The sequence below is a fragment of the Sphingobacterium sp. UBA7625 genome, assembly GCF_002484085.1.
Taxonomy (GTDB): domain Bacteria; phylum Bacteroidota; class Bacteroidia; order Sphingobacteriales; family Sphingobacteriaceae; genus Sphingobacterium; species Sphingobacterium athyrii.
This window is the reverse complement of sequence record NZ_DLJD01000063.1, coordinates 42,303-62,519: the sequence shown is the minus strand read 5'-3', so window position 1 is coordinate 62,519 and position 20,217 is coordinate 42,303. Positions and strand designations below refer to the sequence as shown.

The 20,217-nt window shown below is 40.8% G+C and carries 19 protein-coding genes and 1 pseudogene; 9 read left to right on the top strand and 11 right to left on the bottom strand.

All coding sequences use genetic code 11. The features are described 5' to 3' along the window. The first annotated feature begins 183 nt into the window (after positions 1–183). Positions 184–663: a cation:proton antiporter regulatory subunit gene (locus B4G94_RS27105; RefSeq protein WP_077438826.1), complete on the top strand. Its 480-nt coding sequence runs from the start codon at positions 184–186 to the stop codon at positions 661–663. 3 nt (positions 664–666) lie between these two features. Beyond that, the gene (locus B4G94_RS27100) at positions 667–1,908 is read left to right on the top strand and encodes a cation:proton antiporter (protein ID WP_286863193.1); all 1,242 of its coding nucleotides are present in this window, start codon (positions 667–669) and stop codon (positions 1,906–1,908) included. A 117-nt stretch (positions 1,909–2,025) separates the two neighbouring features. Here the strand turns inward: B4G94_RS27100 and B4G94_RS27095 are convergent, their stop codons facing one another. Then, positions 2,026–2,340, bottom strand: coding sequence for an iron-sulfur cluster assembly protein (locus B4G94_RS27095; RefSeq protein ID WP_376786651.1), 315 nt, complete (start codon positions 2,338–2,340; stop codon positions 2,026–2,028). Between the two features lie 11 nt (positions 2,341–2,351). Further along, positions 2,352–3,521, bottom strand: a complete 1,170-nt coding sequence (locus B4G94_RS27090) for a glycosyltransferase family 4 protein (protein WP_286863191.1) — start codon at positions 3,519–3,521, stop codon at positions 2,352–2,354. A gap of 110 nt (positions 3,522–3,631) precedes the next feature. Between B4G94_RS27090 and B4G94_RS27085 the strand changes: the two genes are divergently transcribed. The 3 genes from B4G94_RS27085 (at position 3,632) to B4G94_RS27075 (ending at position 6,189) form a co-directional block, all read left to right on the top strand. Then, positions 3,632–4,600 (top strand): polyprenyl synthetase family protein, encoded by a 969-nt coding sequence (locus B4G94_RS27085; protein WP_286863189.1) that lies wholly within the window; start codon positions 3,632–3,634, stop codon positions 4,598–4,600. Between the two features lie 83 nt (positions 4,601–4,683). Continuing rightward, positions 4,684–5,460 carry an amidohydrolase gene (locus tag B4G94_RS27080; RefSeq protein WP_108635018.1) on the top strand — a complete coding sequence of 259 codons (777 nt, stop codon included), beginning with the start codon at positions 4,684–4,686 and terminating at the stop codon, positions 5,458–5,460. A gap of 285 nt (positions 5,461–5,745) precedes the next feature. Beyond that, positions 5,746–6,189 (top strand): MarR family winged helix-turn-helix transcriptional regulator, encoded by a 444-nt coding sequence (locus B4G94_RS27075; RefSeq protein WP_108635019.1) that lies wholly within the window; start codon positions 5,746–5,748, stop codon positions 6,187–6,189. Between the two features lie 138 nt (positions 6,190–6,327). On the opposite strand, the gene B4G94_RS27070 is transcribed toward B4G94_RS27075, so the two are convergent. The 4 genes from B4G94_RS27070 to B4G94_RS27055 form a co-directional block, all read right to left on the bottom strand. After that, positions 6,328–7,884 carry an FMN-binding glutamate synthase family protein gene (locus B4G94_RS27070; RefSeq protein WP_165309142.1) on the bottom strand — a complete coding sequence of 519 codons (1,557 nt, stop codon included), beginning with the start codon at positions 7,882–7,884 and terminating at the stop codon, positions 6,328–6,330. Between the two features lie 186 nt (positions 7,885–8,070). Next, entirely contained in the window at positions 8,071–8,832 is a 762-nt protein-coding gene (locus tag B4G94_RS27065; protein ID WP_286863188.1) for a Rossmann-like and DUF2520 domain-containing protein, read from the bottom strand. Beyond that, entirely contained in the window at positions 8,832–11,291 is a 2,460-nt protein-coding gene (locus B4G94_RS27060) for a heme lyase CcmF/NrfE family subunit (protein ID WP_165309140.1), read from the bottom strand. Before B4G94_RS27060 ends, B4G94_RS27065 begins: the two co-directional genes overlap by 1 nt. Before the next feature lie 20 nt (positions 11,292–11,311). Then, positions 11,312–11,719, bottom strand: coding sequence for a cytochrome c maturation protein CcmE (locus B4G94_RS27055; RefSeq protein ID WP_104383916.1), 408 nt, complete (start codon positions 11,717–11,719; stop codon positions 11,312–11,314). Between the two features lie 457 nt (positions 11,720–12,176). Between B4G94_RS27055 and B4G94_RS27050 the strand changes: the two genes are divergently transcribed. Further along, positions 12,177–13,136 (top strand): lipid A deacylase LpxR family protein, encoded by a 960-nt coding sequence (locus B4G94_RS27050; RefSeq protein WP_286863187.1) that lies wholly within the window; start codon positions 12,177–12,179, stop codon positions 13,134–13,136. Here the strand turns inward: B4G94_RS27050 and B4G94_RS27045 are convergent. Beyond that, positions 13,133–14,392: a dicarboxylate/amino acid:cation symporter gene (locus B4G94_RS27045; protein WP_286863185.1), complete on the bottom strand. Its 1,260-nt coding sequence runs from the start codon at positions 14,390–14,392 to the stop codon at positions 13,133–13,135. The two genes, B4G94_RS27050 and B4G94_RS27045, sit on opposite strands and share 4 nt — an antisense overlap. Before the next feature lie 226 nt (positions 14,393–14,618). Here B4G94_RS27045 and mnmD point away from each other — a divergent pair, with 226 nt between their 5' ends. Continuing rightward, on the top strand, positions 14,619–15,284 hold the full coding sequence (gene mnmD, locus B4G94_RS27040; RefSeq protein ID WP_286863265.1) for a tRNA (5-methylaminomethyl-2-thiouridine)(34)-methyltransferase MnmD: 666 nt from the start codon (positions 14,619–14,621) through the stop codon (positions 15,282–15,284). A 431-nt stretch (positions 15,285–15,715) separates the two neighbouring features. On the opposite strand, the gene B4G94_RS27035 is transcribed toward mnmD, so the two are convergent. Beyond that, entirely contained in the window at positions 15,716–16,129 is a 414-nt protein-coding gene (locus B4G94_RS27035; protein WP_286863183.1) for a helix-turn-helix domain-containing protein, read from the bottom strand. A gap of 169 nt (positions 16,130–16,298) precedes the next feature. Between B4G94_RS27035 and B4G94_RS27030 the strand changes: the two genes are divergently transcribed. Then, on the top strand, positions 16,299–16,772 hold the full coding sequence (locus B4G94_RS27030; protein ID WP_286863182.1) for a hypothetical protein: 474 nt from the start codon (positions 16,299–16,301) through the stop codon (positions 16,770–16,772). A gap of 264 nt (positions 16,773–17,036) precedes the next feature. Then, positions 17,037–17,936 carry an Rpn family recombination-promoting nuclease/putative transposase gene (locus tag B4G94_RS27025; RefSeq protein ID WP_286863181.1) on the top strand — a complete coding sequence of 300 codons (900 nt, stop codon included), beginning with the start codon at positions 17,037–17,039 and terminating at the stop codon, positions 17,934–17,936. 89 nt (positions 17,937–18,025) lie between these two features. On the opposite strand, the gene B4G94_RS27020 is transcribed toward B4G94_RS27025, so the two are convergent. The 3 genes and pseudogenes from B4G94_RS27020 to B4G94_RS27010 form a co-directional block, all read right to left on the bottom strand. Continuing rightward, positions 18,026–18,766, bottom strand: coding sequence for a hypothetical protein (locus tag B4G94_RS27020; RefSeq protein ID WP_286863180.1), 741 nt, complete (start codon positions 18,764–18,766; stop codon positions 18,026–18,028). Between the two features lie 528 nt (positions 18,767–19,294). After that, positions 19,295–19,984, bottom strand: coding sequence for an SMUG2 DNA glycosylase family protein (locus B4G94_RS27015; RefSeq protein ID WP_286863179.1), 690 nt, complete (start codon positions 19,982–19,984; stop codon positions 19,295–19,297). Between the two features lie 99 nt (positions 19,985–20,083). Continuing rightward, positions 20,084–20,217, bottom strand: a pseudogene (locus B4G94_RS27010) (peptidylprolyl isomerase); the annotation flags it as partial.

Here is a 20,217-nt window from a genome sequence, read left to right as displayed (position 1 = left end):
ATGAATTAAGCGGCCTAAAACTCGTTTTTCTGATCTTTTTTTAGTATTTTGGGGTAATCTGCTTGTTCATGTCCCCTGCTGTCGCGCGGAGAGGATTCGTTTAAGATTGAATTTTTGGTTAAATTTGTTTTTGATAAAACGGCGCTTTGCTGTTATTATGGGTATTTATTTAAATAGAAGATTATGTCTATTGTAAGAGAATCCGATCTGATTGGAATTGGAAAGAAATTTCAAATTGAAACTGATGCGGGAGACAATATGGTTGTTGTGATTCACGATGATGGTCGGCGGGAACTGTATCGTTATGATGATGAAGAGCATGAATCACGGTGTGTGATGACACTTAATGATGATGAGTCTCGTCAGATAGCAGGTATTATAGGCGGTCTATCCTATAAGCCCAAGGCATTGGAAACAATTGAAGTGGCTTTGGATGACTTGCGTATCGAATGGTATAAGCTTGAAGGCAAATGGGAAGGAGCAGGGAAAACGATCGGAGAATTGGAGGTACGGCAACGTACAGGAGCGTCCATTATTGCCGGGATCAGAGATGATGAAACGGTCATCAACCCGGGACCATCTTATCTGATCACTCCGGGAACGACTTTGGTCATCGCCGGAAAGAAAAACAACATCAAACTTTTAAAGGAAATTTTACTGTAATCTATGCTATCACATACCCTAATATTGGAAATTGGAATCGCTGTCGGACTTGTAGCCATTGTTGGATTGATTGCCAACAAGCTTAAGTTTTCCGTTATTCCTTTTTTCATTATTATAGGGATGGTTTTGGGACAACATGCACCGCAGATAGGGATGGTAGACCTCACATTTACCGAAAGCAAACCCTTTATAGATTTTATGGGCCGGCTAGGGGTGTTGTTCCTCTTATTCTATCTGGGACTAGAGTTTTCAGTTAATCGACTGATTAAATCCGGTAAGGCTATCGTAACAGGAGGAACAATCTATGTACTGCTCAATTTTACCTCGGGACTATTGATCGGATGGCTGATGGATATGCCTTTTAAGGAGATGATGGTGCTGTGTGGTATCATGACCAGCTCTTCGACTGCGATCGTTGCTAAGGTGCTCACTGACCTTAAACGAACGGCAAATCCAGAGACAGAGGTTATTATGGGAATGATCATGTTTGACGACCTGTTTATTGCCATGCACATTTCCTTTCTTTCGGGACTGATATTAACAGGTAGCAGTTCGTTTTGGACCGTAGCAGGGACCTCCTTGCTGGCATTGGGCTTTATCTTAGCCTTTTTGGTTTTGGGCCGTAAATTGGTGCCGGCCATAGACCGTTTATTAAAAGACAAAACTTCCGAACTATTTATATTGGTCATCTTTGCACTGCTATTTATCGTTGCAGGATTTTCGGAGACCATTCATGTTGCTGAGGCGATCGGTGCTTTGATGGCAGGATTGGTGCTGGCAGATTCGCAGTATATTAAGAAAATTGAAGCGATGGTACTGCCTTATAAGGACTTTTTTGGGGCAATGTTTTTCTTTAGCTTCGGACTATCCATAGATATGATGTCGCTGGGGGGAGCCGTGTTGTGGGCTTCTATAGCCGCTGTGGTGACCGTCATGGGTAATCTTGCTTCAGGTTATTTTGCAGCCAAATTCTCGGGAATGAAACCGAAAACTTCTTTTGATATTGGTTTTACGCTGTCGGCACGGGGAGAGTTTTCGATTATCATGGCCAATATCGGTAAAGCAGGTGCTTTGCTTCCTGTAATTCAGTCATTCGTCGTGGTGTATGTATTGATCCTCTCCATTGTATCGCCGCTTTTGACCAAGGAATCCCGCAAGCTATGGAAATTGCTCTTTGGAAGTGATGCCAATACAGCCAAACCGCTGAAGAAACTGAGCGACCTGGAAAATAATAGTACCGGTTAATGCTAATGTTACTTTTTTGCACTGATCATTAGCAGTTACGACATATTTAAAATAACATCACAATAAAAATGCCTCCGAAAGACTATTAGGAGGCATTAAATATTTCTCAAACGATTTCTACAGGAACCCAAGTTCAAGCTTTGCTTCTTCAGACATCATATCTTTGGTCCAGGGCGGATCAAAAGTCAATTCCACCAAGGCTTCTTTGATCCCCGCTATTCCAGCAACTTTCTCCTGCACTTCATTCATGATTTCACCTGCCACCGGACAGCCGGGAGCAGTGAGTGTCATGACAATTTTTGCAATGCCATCCTCTTTAGTAATAATTTCGTAGACGAGACCCAGATCGACGATATTTGCCGGTTTTAATTCGGGATCATAGATTGTTTCCAGTGTAGCTTGGATCTGAGATGCCAAACCCAGCTTATCCATTACAATAATGCTCATTTGTTCAATTTTTTATCTTTAATAGCGTCTTTATAGATCGCTAATAATTCGCTTTCGTTTATTTCAGGAGTAAATTTACTAAAATAATAGGCAAGACAGGTCTTTCTTATCTCATCTTTTTCATCCGCCGGCTTGGCATTCCACTGCGTCAGACATGCCGTAATTTCTTTATTATTGTGCGGATCAAATGTCTGTCCGGTTCTCTGCGGGATGATCAATTCCGGTAAAGATCCTAATTTTGAACAGAGTACGGCCGTTCCGACGGAGTAAGCTTCAAGGATCGTGATTGGCATTCCTTCGAAACAGATGGAAGGAACGATCAGCGCCTGTGCTGCGGCAACGAGGGGTAAAATTTCCGCCCGGGATTTAAAACCGAGATAGCTGATATTGGAATGCCCGCTTATGCTTTTCACGACCTCCTCTTCCAGTGGTCCGCCACCGATGATACGGAGTTCCAACCTAGTTCCTTTGACGGACTCAATCAGTTGCAATATTCCTTTTTCGTCGGAAAGCCGCCCCACATAAATAAAATAAGACTGCGAGATTTCTGAGCCTATGGTGGCAGGAAAAACAAAATTGGGTTTTACCGCAAACTTTTCGGTAGATATGCTTAATGTCGACTCCGCAAATATAGACTTGGCAAAGCTGCTTAAATTAATATAACGATTCACCTTTTTCCAAGTACCCATTCGACGGTGAAGCCAGTAATTCAGTGCAAGCAGGAATGTTTTGACTGTAGAATTATTAAATGCCTTTTGTCGAACTGCTGTCCAGGGAAATTCTTCATGCAAAGAATCCAGAAATAAATGATTATGATGGTATAGCGTTGCCGAGGGGCAGAGCAGCCTAAAATTGTGCAGTGTCATTACCTGTGGTATCCCCAGTTTGGCGATCGTACGTATCAGGAGCGGGCCAGAGGCATAATGCGTGTTATGGAGATGGACAATGTCTGGTTTAAACGCGTGAATTGATTTCTTCACACGCTGTGCTGCAAAGATATTCCAAAAAGATCCTATCGTCTGAAGGGCCCCGCGCCAACCTTTTTTATTTTGAAAGGTCAGGGTATGTACCTCGTGCTCCCGGGATAGGAGCGATGATTCCTGTTGAAAAACAGTATCTTCACCGCCAGGTGCTTGATAAAATGTATGGATAATCAGTATGCGCATAACAAAAGACTTATACAAATGTACAATTTTGAGCTGACTTGCTTTGGTGGTACAAAATTGCCATTTCTATATGTTATTGCTATATTCGCATGATTCGATCGTAAAGATATATGCAACACTTACAAAAGCTCGTGATAGAGGCGATAGAGACAAGTCAATTTCCTGAAACTCCAACAAATTTATATGATCCGATACGGTATATATTGACTTTGGGCGGCAAGAGGGTTAGACCAGTGCTTACATTGATGGCGGCCGAGTTATTTGGCATGCAAGAAATGGAACAAATTATTCCGGCGGCAAAGGCCGTGGAATTTTTTCATAACTTTTCCCTGATACATGACGATCTGATGGATCAGGCACCCTTGCGAAGGGGAAAAACCACCGTTCATGAAAAATGGGATGCAAATATTGCCATTCTGTCCGGAGATGGACTATTGGTCAAGGCTTACGAGGAAATTTCCAAATGCAATCCGGTCTATTTGCCGGCAACTTTGCGAATTTTGAGTAAGGTGGCCATGGAGGTCTGTGAAGGCCAACAGCTCGATATGGATTATGAAAGCCGCGGATCATTGCTTATGGACGACTATTTGGAGATGATCCGTTTGAAAACATCTGTCCTCTTAGGAGGGGCATTGCAATTGGGCGCTATTCTTTCAGGAGCGAACGAACAGCAGCAGCAACTGATCTATGATTTTGGGGAAAATGTTGGTTTGGCTTTCCAGCTGCAGGACGATATATTGGATGCCTACGGCGATCCCGATACTTTCGGTAAAATCGTTGGCGGTGATATTATAATCAATAAAAAAACCTTTTTACTGGTTAAATTGATGGAGGTTATTGCTCCGGAGGATGTGCCCATGATGCAACATTTATTACATGCAACTGTCGAGGCGGTGCCGAACAAAGTCGAAGATATGCTCAAATTATACGAAAAGTATCAGGTCCGAAAATCGGCAGATGAACTAAAGGATGTCTATACCCAGCGTGCATTTGAAAAAATGAGCGCATTGGATGTACCAAAGGAACGTAAGGAAGCGTTATTACTGTTAGCAAATAACCTTTTGGTTAGACAGCAATAGATAGAAAATTCCATTAAAATTCGTATTTTGTCAATAAATGGCTATTTTGTACTAAATAATTAAATAAATTTTAGATAACGTTCATGGATCCTTTAAAAATTACCGTATTTCAAGCATATTTATTCTGGGAAAATATTGAAAAAAATCTGAATAATCTGGCATTGAGGCTATCTGCGTTACGTGAAAAAACAGATTTGATTATTTTACCGGAGATGTTTAATACGGGGTTCACGAACAACGTCGAAAAATGTGCCGAACCAGCCAATGGTCCTACCACGAGATGGCTGTTTGAAATGGCAAGTTCATTAAATTGTGTTGTCGCCGGCTCATTGATCATTGAAGAGGGTGGAAAATACTACAACCGCTTTCTATGGATGTTCCCTGATGGCAAATATGTGAAATACGATAAACGTCATCTTTTTGGCATGTCAAAAGAAAGCGAGTATTTTGAACCCGGCAACGAACGGATTTTAGTCGATATCAAAGGTTGGAAAATATGTCCTATGATCTGTTATGATCTCCGGTTCCCGGTTTGGTCCAAGAATCAAAATGCAGCATACGATATTCTTGTTTATACAGCTAACTGGCCTGATAAGCGTTCGGCACATTGGAGAGCACTTATCCCTGCACGTGCTATTGAAAACCAAGCTTATGTTGTCGGTGTGAACCGGGTGGGGCACGATGGTAATGATATTTATTACTCGGGTGGATCAATGTGCATATCACCGTTAGGTGATGTTGTCTACTATAAGCCCGAAGATGAAGACTTATACACCTTTACTTTAAACCCGAATGACCTGCTAGAGGCTCGTGAAAAATTCCCGTTTCTAAAGGACTCTGATTCGTTTACAATCGGATAACACTTTCTTGCTGCGGGAGAAGTCCTCCTAAAATTAGGTATAAAGACAAGCAATTTTATTTTGTTTGTATCCCTTTTTATTCCTAAATTCAGTCTACTATAAATCGTTTATGATGATTTATTAACATCTATTTATTGCATGTTGATAAAATTTGTTTGACACAACTGTAGAAAAGCGTAATTTAGGCTAAGTATTAGCCAAAATAAGTTTAGTTTTTTTTATCTTGATTTGAGCATAATATGATTAGCAACATAAGTTGCGTAAACAACCATAACCATAATTTATATGTTAGACCAAGATTTAGTATCGCAAGAGTATTTTTATAATTTCCTGACGGGGAAATATTCAATTGCCGTTATGCGGAGATTGCAGCGTAATCTCAAGGAGGCAGGCTTAAGTATTACTTCAGAGCAATGGAGTATTATGTACAATCTGTGGGTAGAAGAGGGACTGACCCAACAGGAGCTGGCGATCCGCACATTCAGGGACAAGCCAAGTGTAACGCGCCTGATCAACAATCTGGAGCGGCTTAATCTGGTTATCCGTGTTAATGATAAAAACGATAGACGTTCGAATTTGATCTATTTGACCAAAACTGGCCGCAAAATGAAGGATGAAGGTATGAAACAGGCCAATAATACGATCGAACAGGCATTGGGAGGGTTGACCGATGATCAAATAGCACTTTCGCATACCGCTTTGCATCGCGTATTATTCAATTTGAAATAGTTATCGGGAATATACTTAGGAATCACATGGATTATGAAATTAGCTGAGATAAAAGGCCAATAGGGGAAAAGAAAAATAAGAAGCCCTCAGCGTTAATAACGACTGAGGGCTTCTTGTATATAGTTGCTAGACCAAAGTTTAATCTTCGAAAAGCTTGCTTTCAAAGTCCGTGTGGCTATTGACCAATTTTCCTTCGGTGCCAAAATAGATCTCCTGAAAACTTAAGGTCCGTATTGCATCCACTTTGCGATAGAATTTGTCAGCGGATACGTCGGCCAAGGTTTTGAACCCACAGGCTTCCATGATCTCAACAGTGGCGCGTAGTGTATTGCGGTGGAATTGAGCAACACGTACGTACTTGTCGTTCACATCCAGTCCTTTGTACAGATGCGGTTGTTGCGTGGCAACACCGACCGGACAAACGTCTTCGTTACATTTCAGGGCCTGAATACAACCTAATGCGAACATCATTCCACGTGCACTATAACATGCGTCGGCACCCAGAGCAATTACTTTTAAAATATCAAAACCAGTAACGATACGGCTTGATACAATGACCTTGATGTGTTTTTTCAGACCGAATGCAATCAGGGTTTTGGTTACAAACGCCAATGCATCATATAGCGGCATGCCGAGGTTGTCCGTAAACTCCAGTGGTGCGGCCCCAGTACCACCCTCAGATCCATCGATAGAAATAAAGTCCGGGAAGATCTGCGTATTTTGCATGGCATTGCAGATGTCCATAAATTCGTGCTTATCACCGATACATATTTTAAATCCGATAGGTTTTCCTCCCGAAAGATCGCGCATCTGTTGGATGAAATGCATCATTTCCGTTGGTGAAGAAAAAGCACTGTGTGCGGGCGGGGACATCACATCCGTGCCGGGAATGACATGGCGTATTGCAGCCACTTCGGGTGTATTCTTTGCGGCTGGTAAGATACCGCCATGACCGGGTTTTGCACCCTGTGAAAGCTTAAGTTCAATCATTTTCACATTTTCACGGTTTGATTTCTCCCTAAAAAGTTCAGGGTCAAATTTACCTTCCGAATTACGACAGCCGAAATAACCGGTACCTACCTGCCAGATCAAATCACCGCCGTTGTTGTGGTAATCACTGATACCACCTTCGCCAGTATTATGCGCAAAATTCTGTAGCGCAGCACCTTTGTTTAAGGCGGTAATAGCAGTTTTGCTTAACGCACCGTAACTCATTGCTGAGATATTGAATACACTTAAGCTATAGGGCTTTTTACAGGCTTCATTCCCAACTTTAGTACGTAAATCATGGTTTTCAATATGACAGGGAAAAACGGAATGCGCAGCCCATTCATTACCAACGGCCTGTGGATCTGTTTGCATACCAAATGCAACTGTCTCGCGCTGATTTTTTGCCCGTTGATAGACAATGGAACGCTGTCTCCTATTGAACGGACGACCATCCATATCGGATTCCCAAAAGTATTGTCTTAATTCGGGACGAATGGATTCAAAGATATAACGAAAGTAACCAACCAAGGGATAATTGCGTAAAATTGCATGTTTGGTCTGGAAACTATGGTATAAGGCGATCAACAATAGCGGGAATGGAATGATCAATAACCAAAACCAGCTCGATGTAAATATAAAGCCAAATGATACAATGATTAAATTAATCACAATCATTATTGAAATAATGAGTTTTCTAACTTCCATAGAAAATACGATTGTTTAGTTTTAATTCGCTATTTTAATGTTTAGTCCAATTGAATATACTATTGCTCAATTAGCATTCCAAAATGCGCTTTTGGACAGAGCAAATGTACTAAAGTTCCCTAAGTAAATAGTTATATTTACTATGCTAGAATAAGTTTTGATAAGTTTATAACTGTTTCTAACAAACTATTTTCTTTTAGTAATCTGATGCGACAAAAGTTGATAGATTTGCTGTAAATCTGGTTTATTGCTAATAAATTTCAAATGTTTTTGCTGTGTTGCTTCATCTCCCCGGATTGCCGGACCTGTCTGAACTGTTATCGGAACGTGATTTTGAACTTTTTCTGCCGTTTCCAAGATGATCGGTCTGACCAGATCAAAGGAAAGATTATGCTCTTCTAATAGCTCATAAGCGAACTGATATAAAATATTTGAAAAGTTGTTGACCATGACTGAAGACAGGTGGATCGCCAATCGTTGCTGTGAATTACACAAGATGCTTCGGGAAGAAAACGTGCGTGCCAGCTGAAGTAAGCTGTTCGCAATGCTTGTATCGCTGCCTTCGACACAAAATGGAATGAGCGAAAAGTCAACGGTTTTGTTTTTGGAGAGCGATTGCGGCGGGTAGATGACACCATAATTCCTGAAGCGGTTCAAAATAGCCATATCGGTAGCTCCAGAGCAGTGCACAACAATCCCTTTGATGTCCTGTGGCATTGTTTCTACAAGTGTGGGAATAGCCTCGTCGGAAACGGCGATAAGATAAAGATCGGCATTGCGCAGCAGTTGGGATAGATCGTCCGTACCCGTGCATTGAAGCGCAAAGGCCAATGCATCCGCATTGGCCTTTGTTTTACTATAGATTTGAACGATCTGATGTCCTAGTTGTTGAAATGCTTGTCCAAAATGCGTTGCGGCATTTCCGCTTCCTAAGATGACAATATTCATTATTTTGCTAGTTTTCGTTTTTCCTCTTTATTTCTTCTGACAATAGACATGATAAAACCAATGGTCATGACAATCGTTCCACACCAAAAGAAATTGATGTAGGGGAATTTGATCGCTTTAAAGACCACCCATTTTTTCTCAGGCAATGGTTTTTGGTAGACCATGATTTCCAGTTTATCCTTGTCCGGTTTGATTCCCGTAAACCTAAATTTAAGACCTTGATCAGTGACATCTTTATTGAAGTCATAAACTCCTCCGTCCTTGATCAAATAAACCGGTTGTACCTCATATTGTTTATTGTCAGCCGCAAAGACCTTTATTTTCAAACCTACCATCACATCGTTGGGGCCTTTCGGGATTTTTTCTAATTGCGCTTCTTTATTCAGCCCCTCAATGACATAATACCCGTTGCGATAACGTAAGGTATCACCGATGCTGACTTGATATGTCGCAGGTTCTTCATAATCTTCAAAACCTGTTTTTTCCTCGTCCGCTACTTTGGCGTGCTGCGCCTGACTTTCAGCTGCAGCAGCAGTGATCAGCGTATATACGTCATGTGTAATATAGTGTTTTGTTGCCGGAGTACCGATCAGACCGCCCATCTTGGCATTGTTTTGCGCAAAGGGCTGTAGGATAAATTCTTCTTTCACTTTACCTGTTTCCTCATCAACACGTTCGTATTTGATTTTGTAATAGGTATTTGGTGCTACAATACTGTCACCGATATAGGTGATTTTATATTCACCCATCTGCACGGGCTGTCCTTCGGTTAGGAATAGGTTTTCACCCGGCTTTTCAACTTTGTCAAATCCCGATACGGCGATGTATCCTGTATTGTTGACCGATATGACTTCATTTGTTGCAGCAGCGACCATTGCGCCGATCAACAGCAGTCCAAAACCAATATGGGCAACCGAAGAACCGGCCAATTTCCACTTACCTTTGACTGCATCACCCAGCACCCGGATATTCGCCAGGATACAAAAGATGCTGGCAAAAGTGATCAGGATATAGATCAGGTTGGTATATGTCTTGGTAAAATAGGAAATAATTGCCGTCAGGATAATTGCCACAGCGAGCGATGCTACCGTAGATGCTAAAAATTTGCGGCTATCGGTGCGTTTGTATTTTAAAAACTGCGTAAATCCGGTCATAATCATAACGATAACCGCGAAACCGGATTGCCATTTATTATAGTGTTGGATTGGTTCCAGGGGCGGCGCTACCTTGGTGCCAAAAATCTTGTTAAATACCGGAATGGAGGTAGAGGCAATGATCTGTGCACAGGCAACAGTCAGTACCAAAGCACCGATAAATAACCAGAATTCTCTCGAATAAATATCTTCATCTTTTTCAGTGATCGGCATTTCTTTCTTTTTAACAACAAGAAAGACAACCATAATCGCTAAAAATGCAACGTTGAATAAGATCAGCTGTCCGCTCATACCTAAGTCGGTGAAAGAGTGTACGGAGGTTTCGCCAAGAACACCACTACGCGTCAGGTAAGATGCATAGATCACCAGCACAAAGCTGATCATCGCCAGAAATGTTGCTGTAAAATAAGAATGCCCCGAGTTTTTATAGGCAATCATGACGTGTACCGCCGCGATCAAGGTAAACCAAGGAATAATGGATGCATTTTCTACAGGATCCCAAGCCCAGAATCCGCCAAAGTTAAGCGCTTCGTATGCCCAGAATGAGCCCATAATAATACCGGCTCCAAGAATCATGACCGCAAATAGCGCCCAAGGTAAAGCCGCATTGATCCATTCTTTGTAACGCTTGGTCCATAAAGCACCTGTCGCATAAGCAAAAGGAACAATCATCGATGCAAAACCAAGGAATAAGGTCGGCGGGTGAATCACCATCCAATAATTTTGTAGGAGCGGATTTAAGCCGTTACCGTCTTTAAGTAGTGATAGATAGTTTGCTTCCTTCAGGATAGGGAAATTCATTGCGTCACGTAATAGGATGAATGGGGAACTTCCAATACGTAATCCCAATAATTCAACGCCTATGATCATCGAGGCTAAAAAAGCTTGACAAAGCATCACGAAAGTCATCACGGAAGTTTCCCAGCTTTTGGCTTTGAATAGCAATATCGCTCCTAATACCGTTTGCCAAAAGGTCCACAGCCAGAAACTTCCTTCCTGTCCTTCCCAAAAGCTCGAAATAATATAATAGGTAGGTAAGTCTCTCGAAGAGTGTGCAAACGCGTAATTATATTCAAAAAAGTGGTTGTAAATAATGTAAAATAAAGTTGCGCCGACTGCTACCACAGAAACTGCATTAATCCAGAATGCGATGCGGGCGATCTTTTTCCATGAAGTCTCTTCAGGGTTTTTAGTCGCAAAAAAGTAAGCGATACAAGATAAAAGTGCAGCACCAAAAGAAAGAACAATAAAGAACTGTCCGATCTGCCCAGGGAGCAGGTGCTCACCAACGTAATTAACGTCCATTGAAAAATTGATTTTACAAATTAATTATTGAAAGCTGTGGCATTGATTTCCGTCACGACCGATTTATCGTTATATTTCGAAGGACATTTCATCAATATTTTACTCGCTCTAAACACATTCCCGTCCATTTTACCAGTCAATACAATCTGTTCTGAACGCTCGATGTCCTGCGGTTTTGCACCTCTGAAGACAACCTCGCACTCTGTACCATCATTGTCGTACATGAAAAAGCTGAATTTGTTGGCATCTGTCTTTGGGTCATAGTGGAGCGCCTTATCTTTGTTGAGCTGGCCGACCACATATAGTTCTGTTTTCTTTTCTTTTGCCTCGGAAAATGTCGAGTAGGTACTTGAATCCGTATAGATAACAAGTATCATGGCAATTGCCACTGCAATAATAGCGATTAGAATGATGGAACTTTTTTTCATCCGTTAATTTGTTTATTCATTTAGTCAATTTTCTCTTTTAAGGCATTCATGCTGCCTTCGGCGGTCTCGTTTGCGATGAAGCTATCATGAGCAACTGTTCGGGAAATGATCTGAACAAGTGAGCACTTATGACAGTTTCGTTCGTAGTATTTGTTTATGTATTTGCGACCACCTTCAGAGATTTTATGTTTCCCTTAAAATAAATTAGGTGTCAACATCAAAGAGCGCTTTACATGCGGTCATTTTGACAATAACTGACACTTAATCGAATGCAAAATTACAAATAGATTTGCGAAGAAAGGAATAATGCAACTTTTCGACATTATTTATATTTGTTCTAAATAGGTTGTTGTGTCTGAAAAAATGAGGTATATTTGGATGCTTTTGAATAATTTAAGTCGAGATTTAATATTTTGTCGCAGTTTATATCGCATGAATTTTACAATTACCTGTTAATATGAGTGTTGCTTTGCGGTCGTTACTGCTCTTATATGGAATTATATTTCCTTTTTTTTTGGTCTTTGGGCAGGTGAGGTTGCGCAATCAGGAACTTTCTATTCAGAATGACAATGATGTCTATCTATTGATCGGCCAGGACAGGTATTATACCAATGGCATCAATGTCAACTATCGTATTGCGCTACCGCCAAGTGGCACTTCAGAAATTTCAAATACAGTACTGGACTTTGAACTTGGACAACGGATCTACAATGGTATTAGCATGATGGATTACCGTCGGCAAAATAAGAAATATGACCGGCCTTTTGCGGGGTACCTGTATTTGAGCGCCGCGGCGACCCATTTTTTGAAGGCGGAGCAAGTTGTTGAACTGAAAGTGGAGTTTGGGCAAATCGGATCCCGGTCATACGGTGAGGAAGCACAGAAGTTTATCCACCATCTTTTTGGAATGTATGAGGCCACAGGTTGGGAAACGGAACTGCGCAATGCCTTTGGGGTGGATCTGCAGGCAAAATATCTGAAAGGAATTTACCGGAATGAAACGCAGTCCTTTGATCTTGGTGTGATGGGAGGAGGAGTTCTGGGCATGAACAATACCAATATCGAAGCTGGAATTCCGATACGTGCAGGTAAACTTAAATCGTACCACGCTTCGACCTTTACCCATGGACATTTGACGCAAGCCCGCAGTGACAACGAGAAGGAATGGTATTTTGTTTATCAACCTAGTTTTGCTCGCGTTTTTTATAATTCCACCATACAGGGCGGATTGGGGAAGGATGATCCTATCGGCGCATTATATCAGATTGAACCTTGGATGCTAAGTCACCGGATAGGTTTCAGCTGGTCCAACCACAAGGTCAATTATGGCATTAATTATATTTTCAATTCCAAGGAACTTAAGTCTGTCTTTCATCGGCATCAATACGGACAGATATTCTTTACTTATCGCTTTTAGCCGTTATTTACTGTTGTTTCCGTGATTGGATCAGAGAGTTTCTGTCCGATGAGTCTGGTGGTCAACATCGCAGCCACGCTGTCGCCGGTCGCGTTGAGCATCGTCGCCAACGGATCTACTAAAGTCGCAATAATCATAATCGAGGGAATGACTTCTGTCGGCATTTGATAAACTGATATGATGAGCATCTCGCCGATATATCCACCGTTTGGAATACCACCGGCAACGATACTGACCAGCAAGGTAATCCCGACAGCCATAACCAAATTGGTTGGCTCAAAAAAATCTTGTCCACTCAACAGCAGTGCAATGTAAATTTTAAAGATACAGGCGATGGCTGAACCATGTTTATGCAGGGTTGTACCTAGCGGGATGACAACACTGGCGACGGTATCGGGTATGCCAATCTGTTTTGCTGCCAATAAGTTGGCCGGCATGGTGGCGAGGCTGCTGCAACTGCTGAGCGCAGTCAGAGAAGGTAAAATATTGTTTTGCCAGTATCGTTTGACACCTTTGAGACCAAATGCAAGAAAGGCAAAAAGACTAAATATCGTGAAGAAGTAGAGTAAACCAAAAATATAATAGAGACCGATGGGTTTGGCATAGAAGCCAAAGAGCTGTGGGCCAAGCGTACCGACTTGATAGGCAAAGTAAGCGCCGAGTCCGATCGGGGCCAGATTCATGACCATGACCAATAAATTGCCCATGACGGCATTTCCGGAATTGATAAATTTTCGGAACATATCAGCGGAAGCACCCGATCTGCGTGTGGCGATCCCCACTAAAAATGAGAATATCACAAAAGCAAGCATATTCTGGCGGGATAATAGACTGGAAAATTCACTAACAGTCAGGAACCGGACCATTTTCTCGCCCCAGGAATCCTGTGTAGCTGTATCGATGACATCTTTGGCCTGCTCAATCGGAAGGTCTGAACTGACGGGAAACAGATAGAGGAAAATAACACTGCTGACACCGGCAACGACAATCCCGACCACAAATACCAGCGACATCATGCCAATGATACGACCCAGTACACTGTCACCTTCGATATTGGCGACCGATGAGGCTATTGCAAAAAATACCAGGGGTATGACGCTGACAAAGAGCAAGTTTAGGAAGATATCCCCAATTGGCTTCAGGTTATTCACAAAATGTGGAAAAAATATGCCGATTAAACTTCCGATACTGATGCCAAGGAGCAACAATAGGATGCTGCCATAGTTCTGTATAAAAGTTTTTGCCGAGTATGCCATTAGGTTCAGTAATTGTTTCGTGTTTACGACGCTAAAATAATCTTTTTATCTATTATTTTCATTTAACACTTCGATAAAGATTAATCGGGATTTATTCAAACCAGCTTTTTATCTTTGAACGAATCTTCTGATGGAAGACCGCCGAAGTATGAGGCCTTATTCATGGCTTGTTGGGCTGAGGGGGCGTAAGGGATATTTGATTTTATTAATAATGAGTATGACGAACATGGATTTTGTAACAACGGGAGATGGCTCGAAGACATTGTACAATGCGGAGATCGGTGAATGCTACCATTCAAAACACGGTGCTGTCCAGGAAAGTAGGCATGTTTTTATCAAAACCGGTTTGGATCACTATGTGCAAAAGACAGGAGCTTCGGATGTCTCCATTCTGGAAGTAGGATTCGGTACCGGACTTAACTTTCTGCAAACAGCAGACTACATCCGGGATAAGTCAATTCAGGTAGACTATGTCGGAATCGAAGGTTTTCCGTTACCGCTAGCGACTGTTGCCGCAACAGGATACAATGAGACCGTCGATGAGACAGTCTGGTCAGCTTATCTCAGTCACTATGAAGGCGCATTGCAGCGGTCGGTCCGAATTCACGAGCGTTTACAGTTCTACATTGCTCATACTTTATTGATGGATTTCCAATCCGAAAAACGGTTTGACGTGGTGTATTTTGATGCTTTTGCTGCCATACATCAGCCCGAAATGTGGAATGATGCGGCATTGGCGCATGTGGCCCAGTTCGTTAAACCGGGCGGCGTTTTTGTTACTTATGCCATTACAGGCAATCTCAAACGTAGTATGAAATCTTTGGGCTTTTCCATCGAGAAAGCTCCCGGGGCACCGGGAAAAAGAGAAATGTTGCGTGCGACTAAGCAATGAAAGATAAGCTAAGATTCTTGCGTGCTCTTGCAGTTCATGTACAGATTGATTATCGTACCGATCCATCCGAACTCGAACAACTGATTCTCAAGATAATGGAAAATTATGACAGCGATGTTATCAAGCTGTTTTTCAAACCAGACTCGTGGTCGAGCCATCAACGAACTTTTAAGGCAATGGTGTATAGTAGATAGGAGGATATGAGGTGATTTGTACTTCTACCGACTGAGTCCGTCTTAAATAGGCGCTTTTATTGACCAAATCTGTAATATCACGCAATGCGGTATCAGTAGATATGATCAATAAGGAATATTTACCGCAAAAAAAGCGGAGAATAAACTGCTTATTCTCCGCTTTTTCATAAACTTCATTGATTTATATCATTACTTCCGTCTAATAACATTCCATATCAGATCGCTTTAGATAATGGATTATTTATTCTTTAGCAGCCTTTCTAAATACTCCACCTTAGCTTTTTCGGCTTCTAAAAGGCGTTCGTAGAGCCTTTTATTTTCTTCATATGCTTCGATGAGTTTATCAGCTGGATTAAAAGTAAATGTTGGATTGTTACTATATGCGCCAGCGCCACTATTATCGTGAAAATTATTAAAATAGTTGAATACAGCCTCTTCGCTAAAATTCTCGATAGCTTCTGGAGTAACATCTAATGCTTCCGCTACCTGAGTCAATAGGCTTGCTTCTATCTCAGCACTGCGCTCCATATTGGATACTGCTTGTTGACTCACACCCAGTTCGAATGCTAAAGCCTCTTGTTTCATTCCCCTAAGTTCGCGGATACGACAGATTTTTCTTCCTATATGGTTTGTTGTGTTGGTTGTACTCATAAGTCCAAAGTTAACAAATATTCAGTGTTTAAGATACGAAATATCTTTAGATGGTACAAAACAAGTATAACCTTGTAGGATACAAATTGCGCTTGGTTTTATACAAGTCGTTTTGGTTCGGTACGTAGATGATACTGTGTTTATTTGTGTAAATCAAAATAGACTTGATATGAAGAAGAAAGGTAAAAACAAGGTTGTAACGGTAGACATGTATCATAAGTATGCCGAAATCGACGAAATGTATGGTTCAAAGGTTAGAGACCTCAAATTGGATATTCCAAGTAATCTCAGAATGTTATGTGCGATACTCGATGTTAAAGTAGAAAAACTGTTAAACGACTTTATGTGGATGTTAAGCTATTCCCATCATAACTCAGCTACTGCTAAACAACGGAAGGCAGCTAATAAATTTTTTCTCGCTTGCGAATATGGACTGCCTTTGTATTCCAAAAAGCAGATCAATCAAATGTTTGGTGAACTAAAGGCTGACCGAGAAATTTATGAAACGACCGAGGGTATGGATCATGAAGACTTGAAGCTCTTTTGGACAAACAATCATATGTATAAGCAGCATTGGTTTAAACGCTGGTTTGAAAAAATAGACCGAGCTAAAGGGGATATATCAATACTTAACGAACATTAACTGAGAAAGCATGAATGATTTTAACAATTTAATTGTCCGAACTCGCTGTAAAATAGTCCTTGCACATGGCAATCAACTAAAGAATTTTACCGTATCACATTAAGAATCTTTTAGGTCAAAAGTAAGCTTGTCAGTGGAAGGTATGAATGAGTAGGAAAATACGGGAGGTTGAAGCGATTTAATTAGAATAAAAAAAACTAATATTTTTAGTTTTTAATGTGTTTTATTTGTATTTTTGTTATCAAATAACCAATTATATAGTTTATGAAAAAGCAGAATAATCTCTTGGGCAAATATGTGGATATGTGCACCGATTTTGGCATGAAATTGTATTTTGGCCCGAGAAGTGGTAAAGAAAATCTGATCCATTTCCTTAACGGCCTATTTGCTGGGGAAAAAGTTATTCGCGATCTGGAATATCGCCCCACAGAGCGTATTGGTGAACAGGAGCACAATCGTAAAGTTATTTTTGACCTCTATTGTACCAGTGATGACAATAGTCATTTCATTATCGAAATGCAACAACTTCCCCAAGACTTTTTTCGTGATCGTATGGTTTATTACAGCTCGCGGCTTATACATACATTAGTTCCACGGGGATTTAGCGGAAATACCTATGAGTTACCAGAAGTTTATTTCATTGGTATTCTTAATTTTGCATTGGATATCATTGATAATGACCGATACTATTATGATGTGGTACTTTGTGATCGTGAGAAAGGTGAGCAGTTTTACGATAAGTTAGGCTTTAAACTTCTTTGTTTGCCTAATTTTCGCAAAGAGGAGGTTGAGATAAAAAGTTTTATGGACATGTGGCTATATCTTTTCAAATATATGTCTAAACTCAATGAAATACCGAAATTTTTGGATAAACGTGTCTTTGGTCTTATCTTTGACATAGGAGAGGTGTCAAATCTAAATTCAGAAGATATGAAAGCATACGAATTGAGCCTTAAGGATAAGAGGGATGCGGAAAGTATTCGCCTTACAGCGGAACGTATAGGCATGGAAAAGGGAATAGAAAAAGGTCGGCAAGAGGAGCGAGCGAAAGCTGAAGCCGAGAAACGAATCTCAGCCTTAAAGATGTTAAAGAGCGGTTTTGATTCCAAGGTCATAGCTGATATTATAGGATTGTCAATTGAGGAGATTGAGAAATTGAAATAGTGTGTTTAATCGAATCGCCCTTCGGTGATATCAATAATAAACAATTAAGGTATTTCTTTCTCCAACGTGCCCATGCCTATATTTTGCTTTTAAGATTCAATAATAAATGCACCGACAATTGCCGCGGGATGCAGATCTTTATTATTTAGTAGGGAATAATCTTCGCGAAATCTTTCATAGTATTCGATATTCATTCCAATAAGTACGGTCTCAGCATCTTGATCGTTCACATCAAACCGTAATTCTTCCAATTCAACAGTTCTAGAATCTGCCTGTAAGCATAAAGAAATCTGGTGTTTGTGCCTACGGACATAGATCTGTTTTTCGAAATTGAATACCACAATCATCAGATTTATTTTCATGAGATTACAGTATTTTGGACGATGAATATCGTTTTGCATGTCAAATTTTGGGAATTTTATGGCAATTTGTTTTGTATCCAACAATTTTATTTCTGGGTCGAAATGCATGTAGTCGTGCATATGGCATTTGTCGTTGAATTGAAAGTTTACCAGCCGATCGATCTTTCCGCCTCGAATTGTCTTTTCACCCACGGGCGCTCTGTTTGGCCGGGTTACTCTTTTTAACTGGTTGATCAGGCGATTGTGCATATTGCTATCGTGCAATTTGAGATGAACTTCTCCCATTATATGTCGTATGCGGGATCCTGCAGTACTCGCGTGACCAAAATCTATTGCAGCTGCTTTTGTGGCCTTCGTTTGTTTTGTCTTACGCCCTGGGCCAGTCTGCACAATAGTTTTTTCATTTGATTTTCGAAAGACAAGGTTCCCAACCAAGCCTTTCAGATTACCGTTTTCTAGTATAGCCATAGGTTGAATTTAGGGAATTAAAATGCTGAAAAACAAATAATTGTTTATTTTTAGGAGATTTGAAATTGGCTTTTACCAGCAATTATTAAATTCATAATAGCTAGTAAAAGCCTATTATGAAAATTGCATGGATATTTTTATCAGTGACGTAGGCAACGATCTTTTTCGAATTTGGTATGGCTGTAAAACCGCTGCTTCGATGGAGGTTCGATGCAGCATCGTATCTGCTTCGATACAGCTTCGTACCATAGTCGAGATGAGTCTGTGGTGAGAGCGACATGTGTCCGTGGTGAGTCCGAGTTAAAGTCGGAGCCATGAGGGTAAGACTTCTTTCTCAAGCCGCTATTACTAGGGCGCAGTGTCGAAGAAGGGGTGAATGAGTGTCGAATGGGAGTCGAAGGGGCCTCGAATACCGTATATAACACGGACTCCAGATCGAAGTAATATGAATCCGGTCTATCGTTCGAGGGTATTGCTTATTAACAATTTTAGTTCTGAATTACAGTTTATTAACATCGTTACTAACATTTATAAGCCACTCAATAAACGAATATAATTGTCGATATATAGTTGTTTGTCCTTGGATTTATATTGTTGGATATAGCGTGGGTGATCCAGAATAATCATCTCTCCAAATAGTTTTTCTTCTTTGTTGATTTTTGCAAGGAAAGTAGCATTTTTCTTTCCCAGAACGAAGACTTCGTCAGTTTTCAGTCCCAGTGAAATATGTTGTTTTAGCGATTCCACCATAAATGGCTTTACCATTTCAAAAAGCTGCTTATCGTCATAATAGTTTGCATTAATCCAGTTGTTGGGCTTTTTATGTTGGACTATGGCCAGCGGAAAAGGGGAATTGATGTAAAACTGTTGATAGAAGATATCAGGCCCGCCGTAGGCTTCAATCATATCATACATAAAGACCGAAGAGATTTCATGGGTATGAGCGGATTGCATTTTTATCCCACAGGCACTGTATAATCGTTTGGTATCGGTAAAAGGAACACCGGTGACACCCGCACCATGCCTACTTGGATTGATCCCGATGATAAATTTACGTTTTAGATTGTCGTGATAGTATTTATGATAGAATTGTCCCATCACAACTAGTGTCTCCGGGTTATCGAGGTAGGGATTGATGACATTAAAATCGGAAGGAAGATTTCCGTGATAGTGAAGTTGTTTGTTAAATGTAATTACTTTCTCGGCAAATGTGGGCATAATGGATGTTTTGGAAACAAGTTACATATTTTGAGTTAAGTAAAATAAAAAAAAGAGCGTCAATTGACGCCCTTTTCCTGTTTATATTTTGATCCCTGATTAGTGACCTTGCGTTCCATCTACACCATGAGAATGTCCGTGGGACAATTCTTCTTCAGTAGCGGGGCGTACAGTTAAGATTTCGATATCGAAATTCAACGTTTTACCAGCCATTGGGTGGTTTAAGTCAGCAA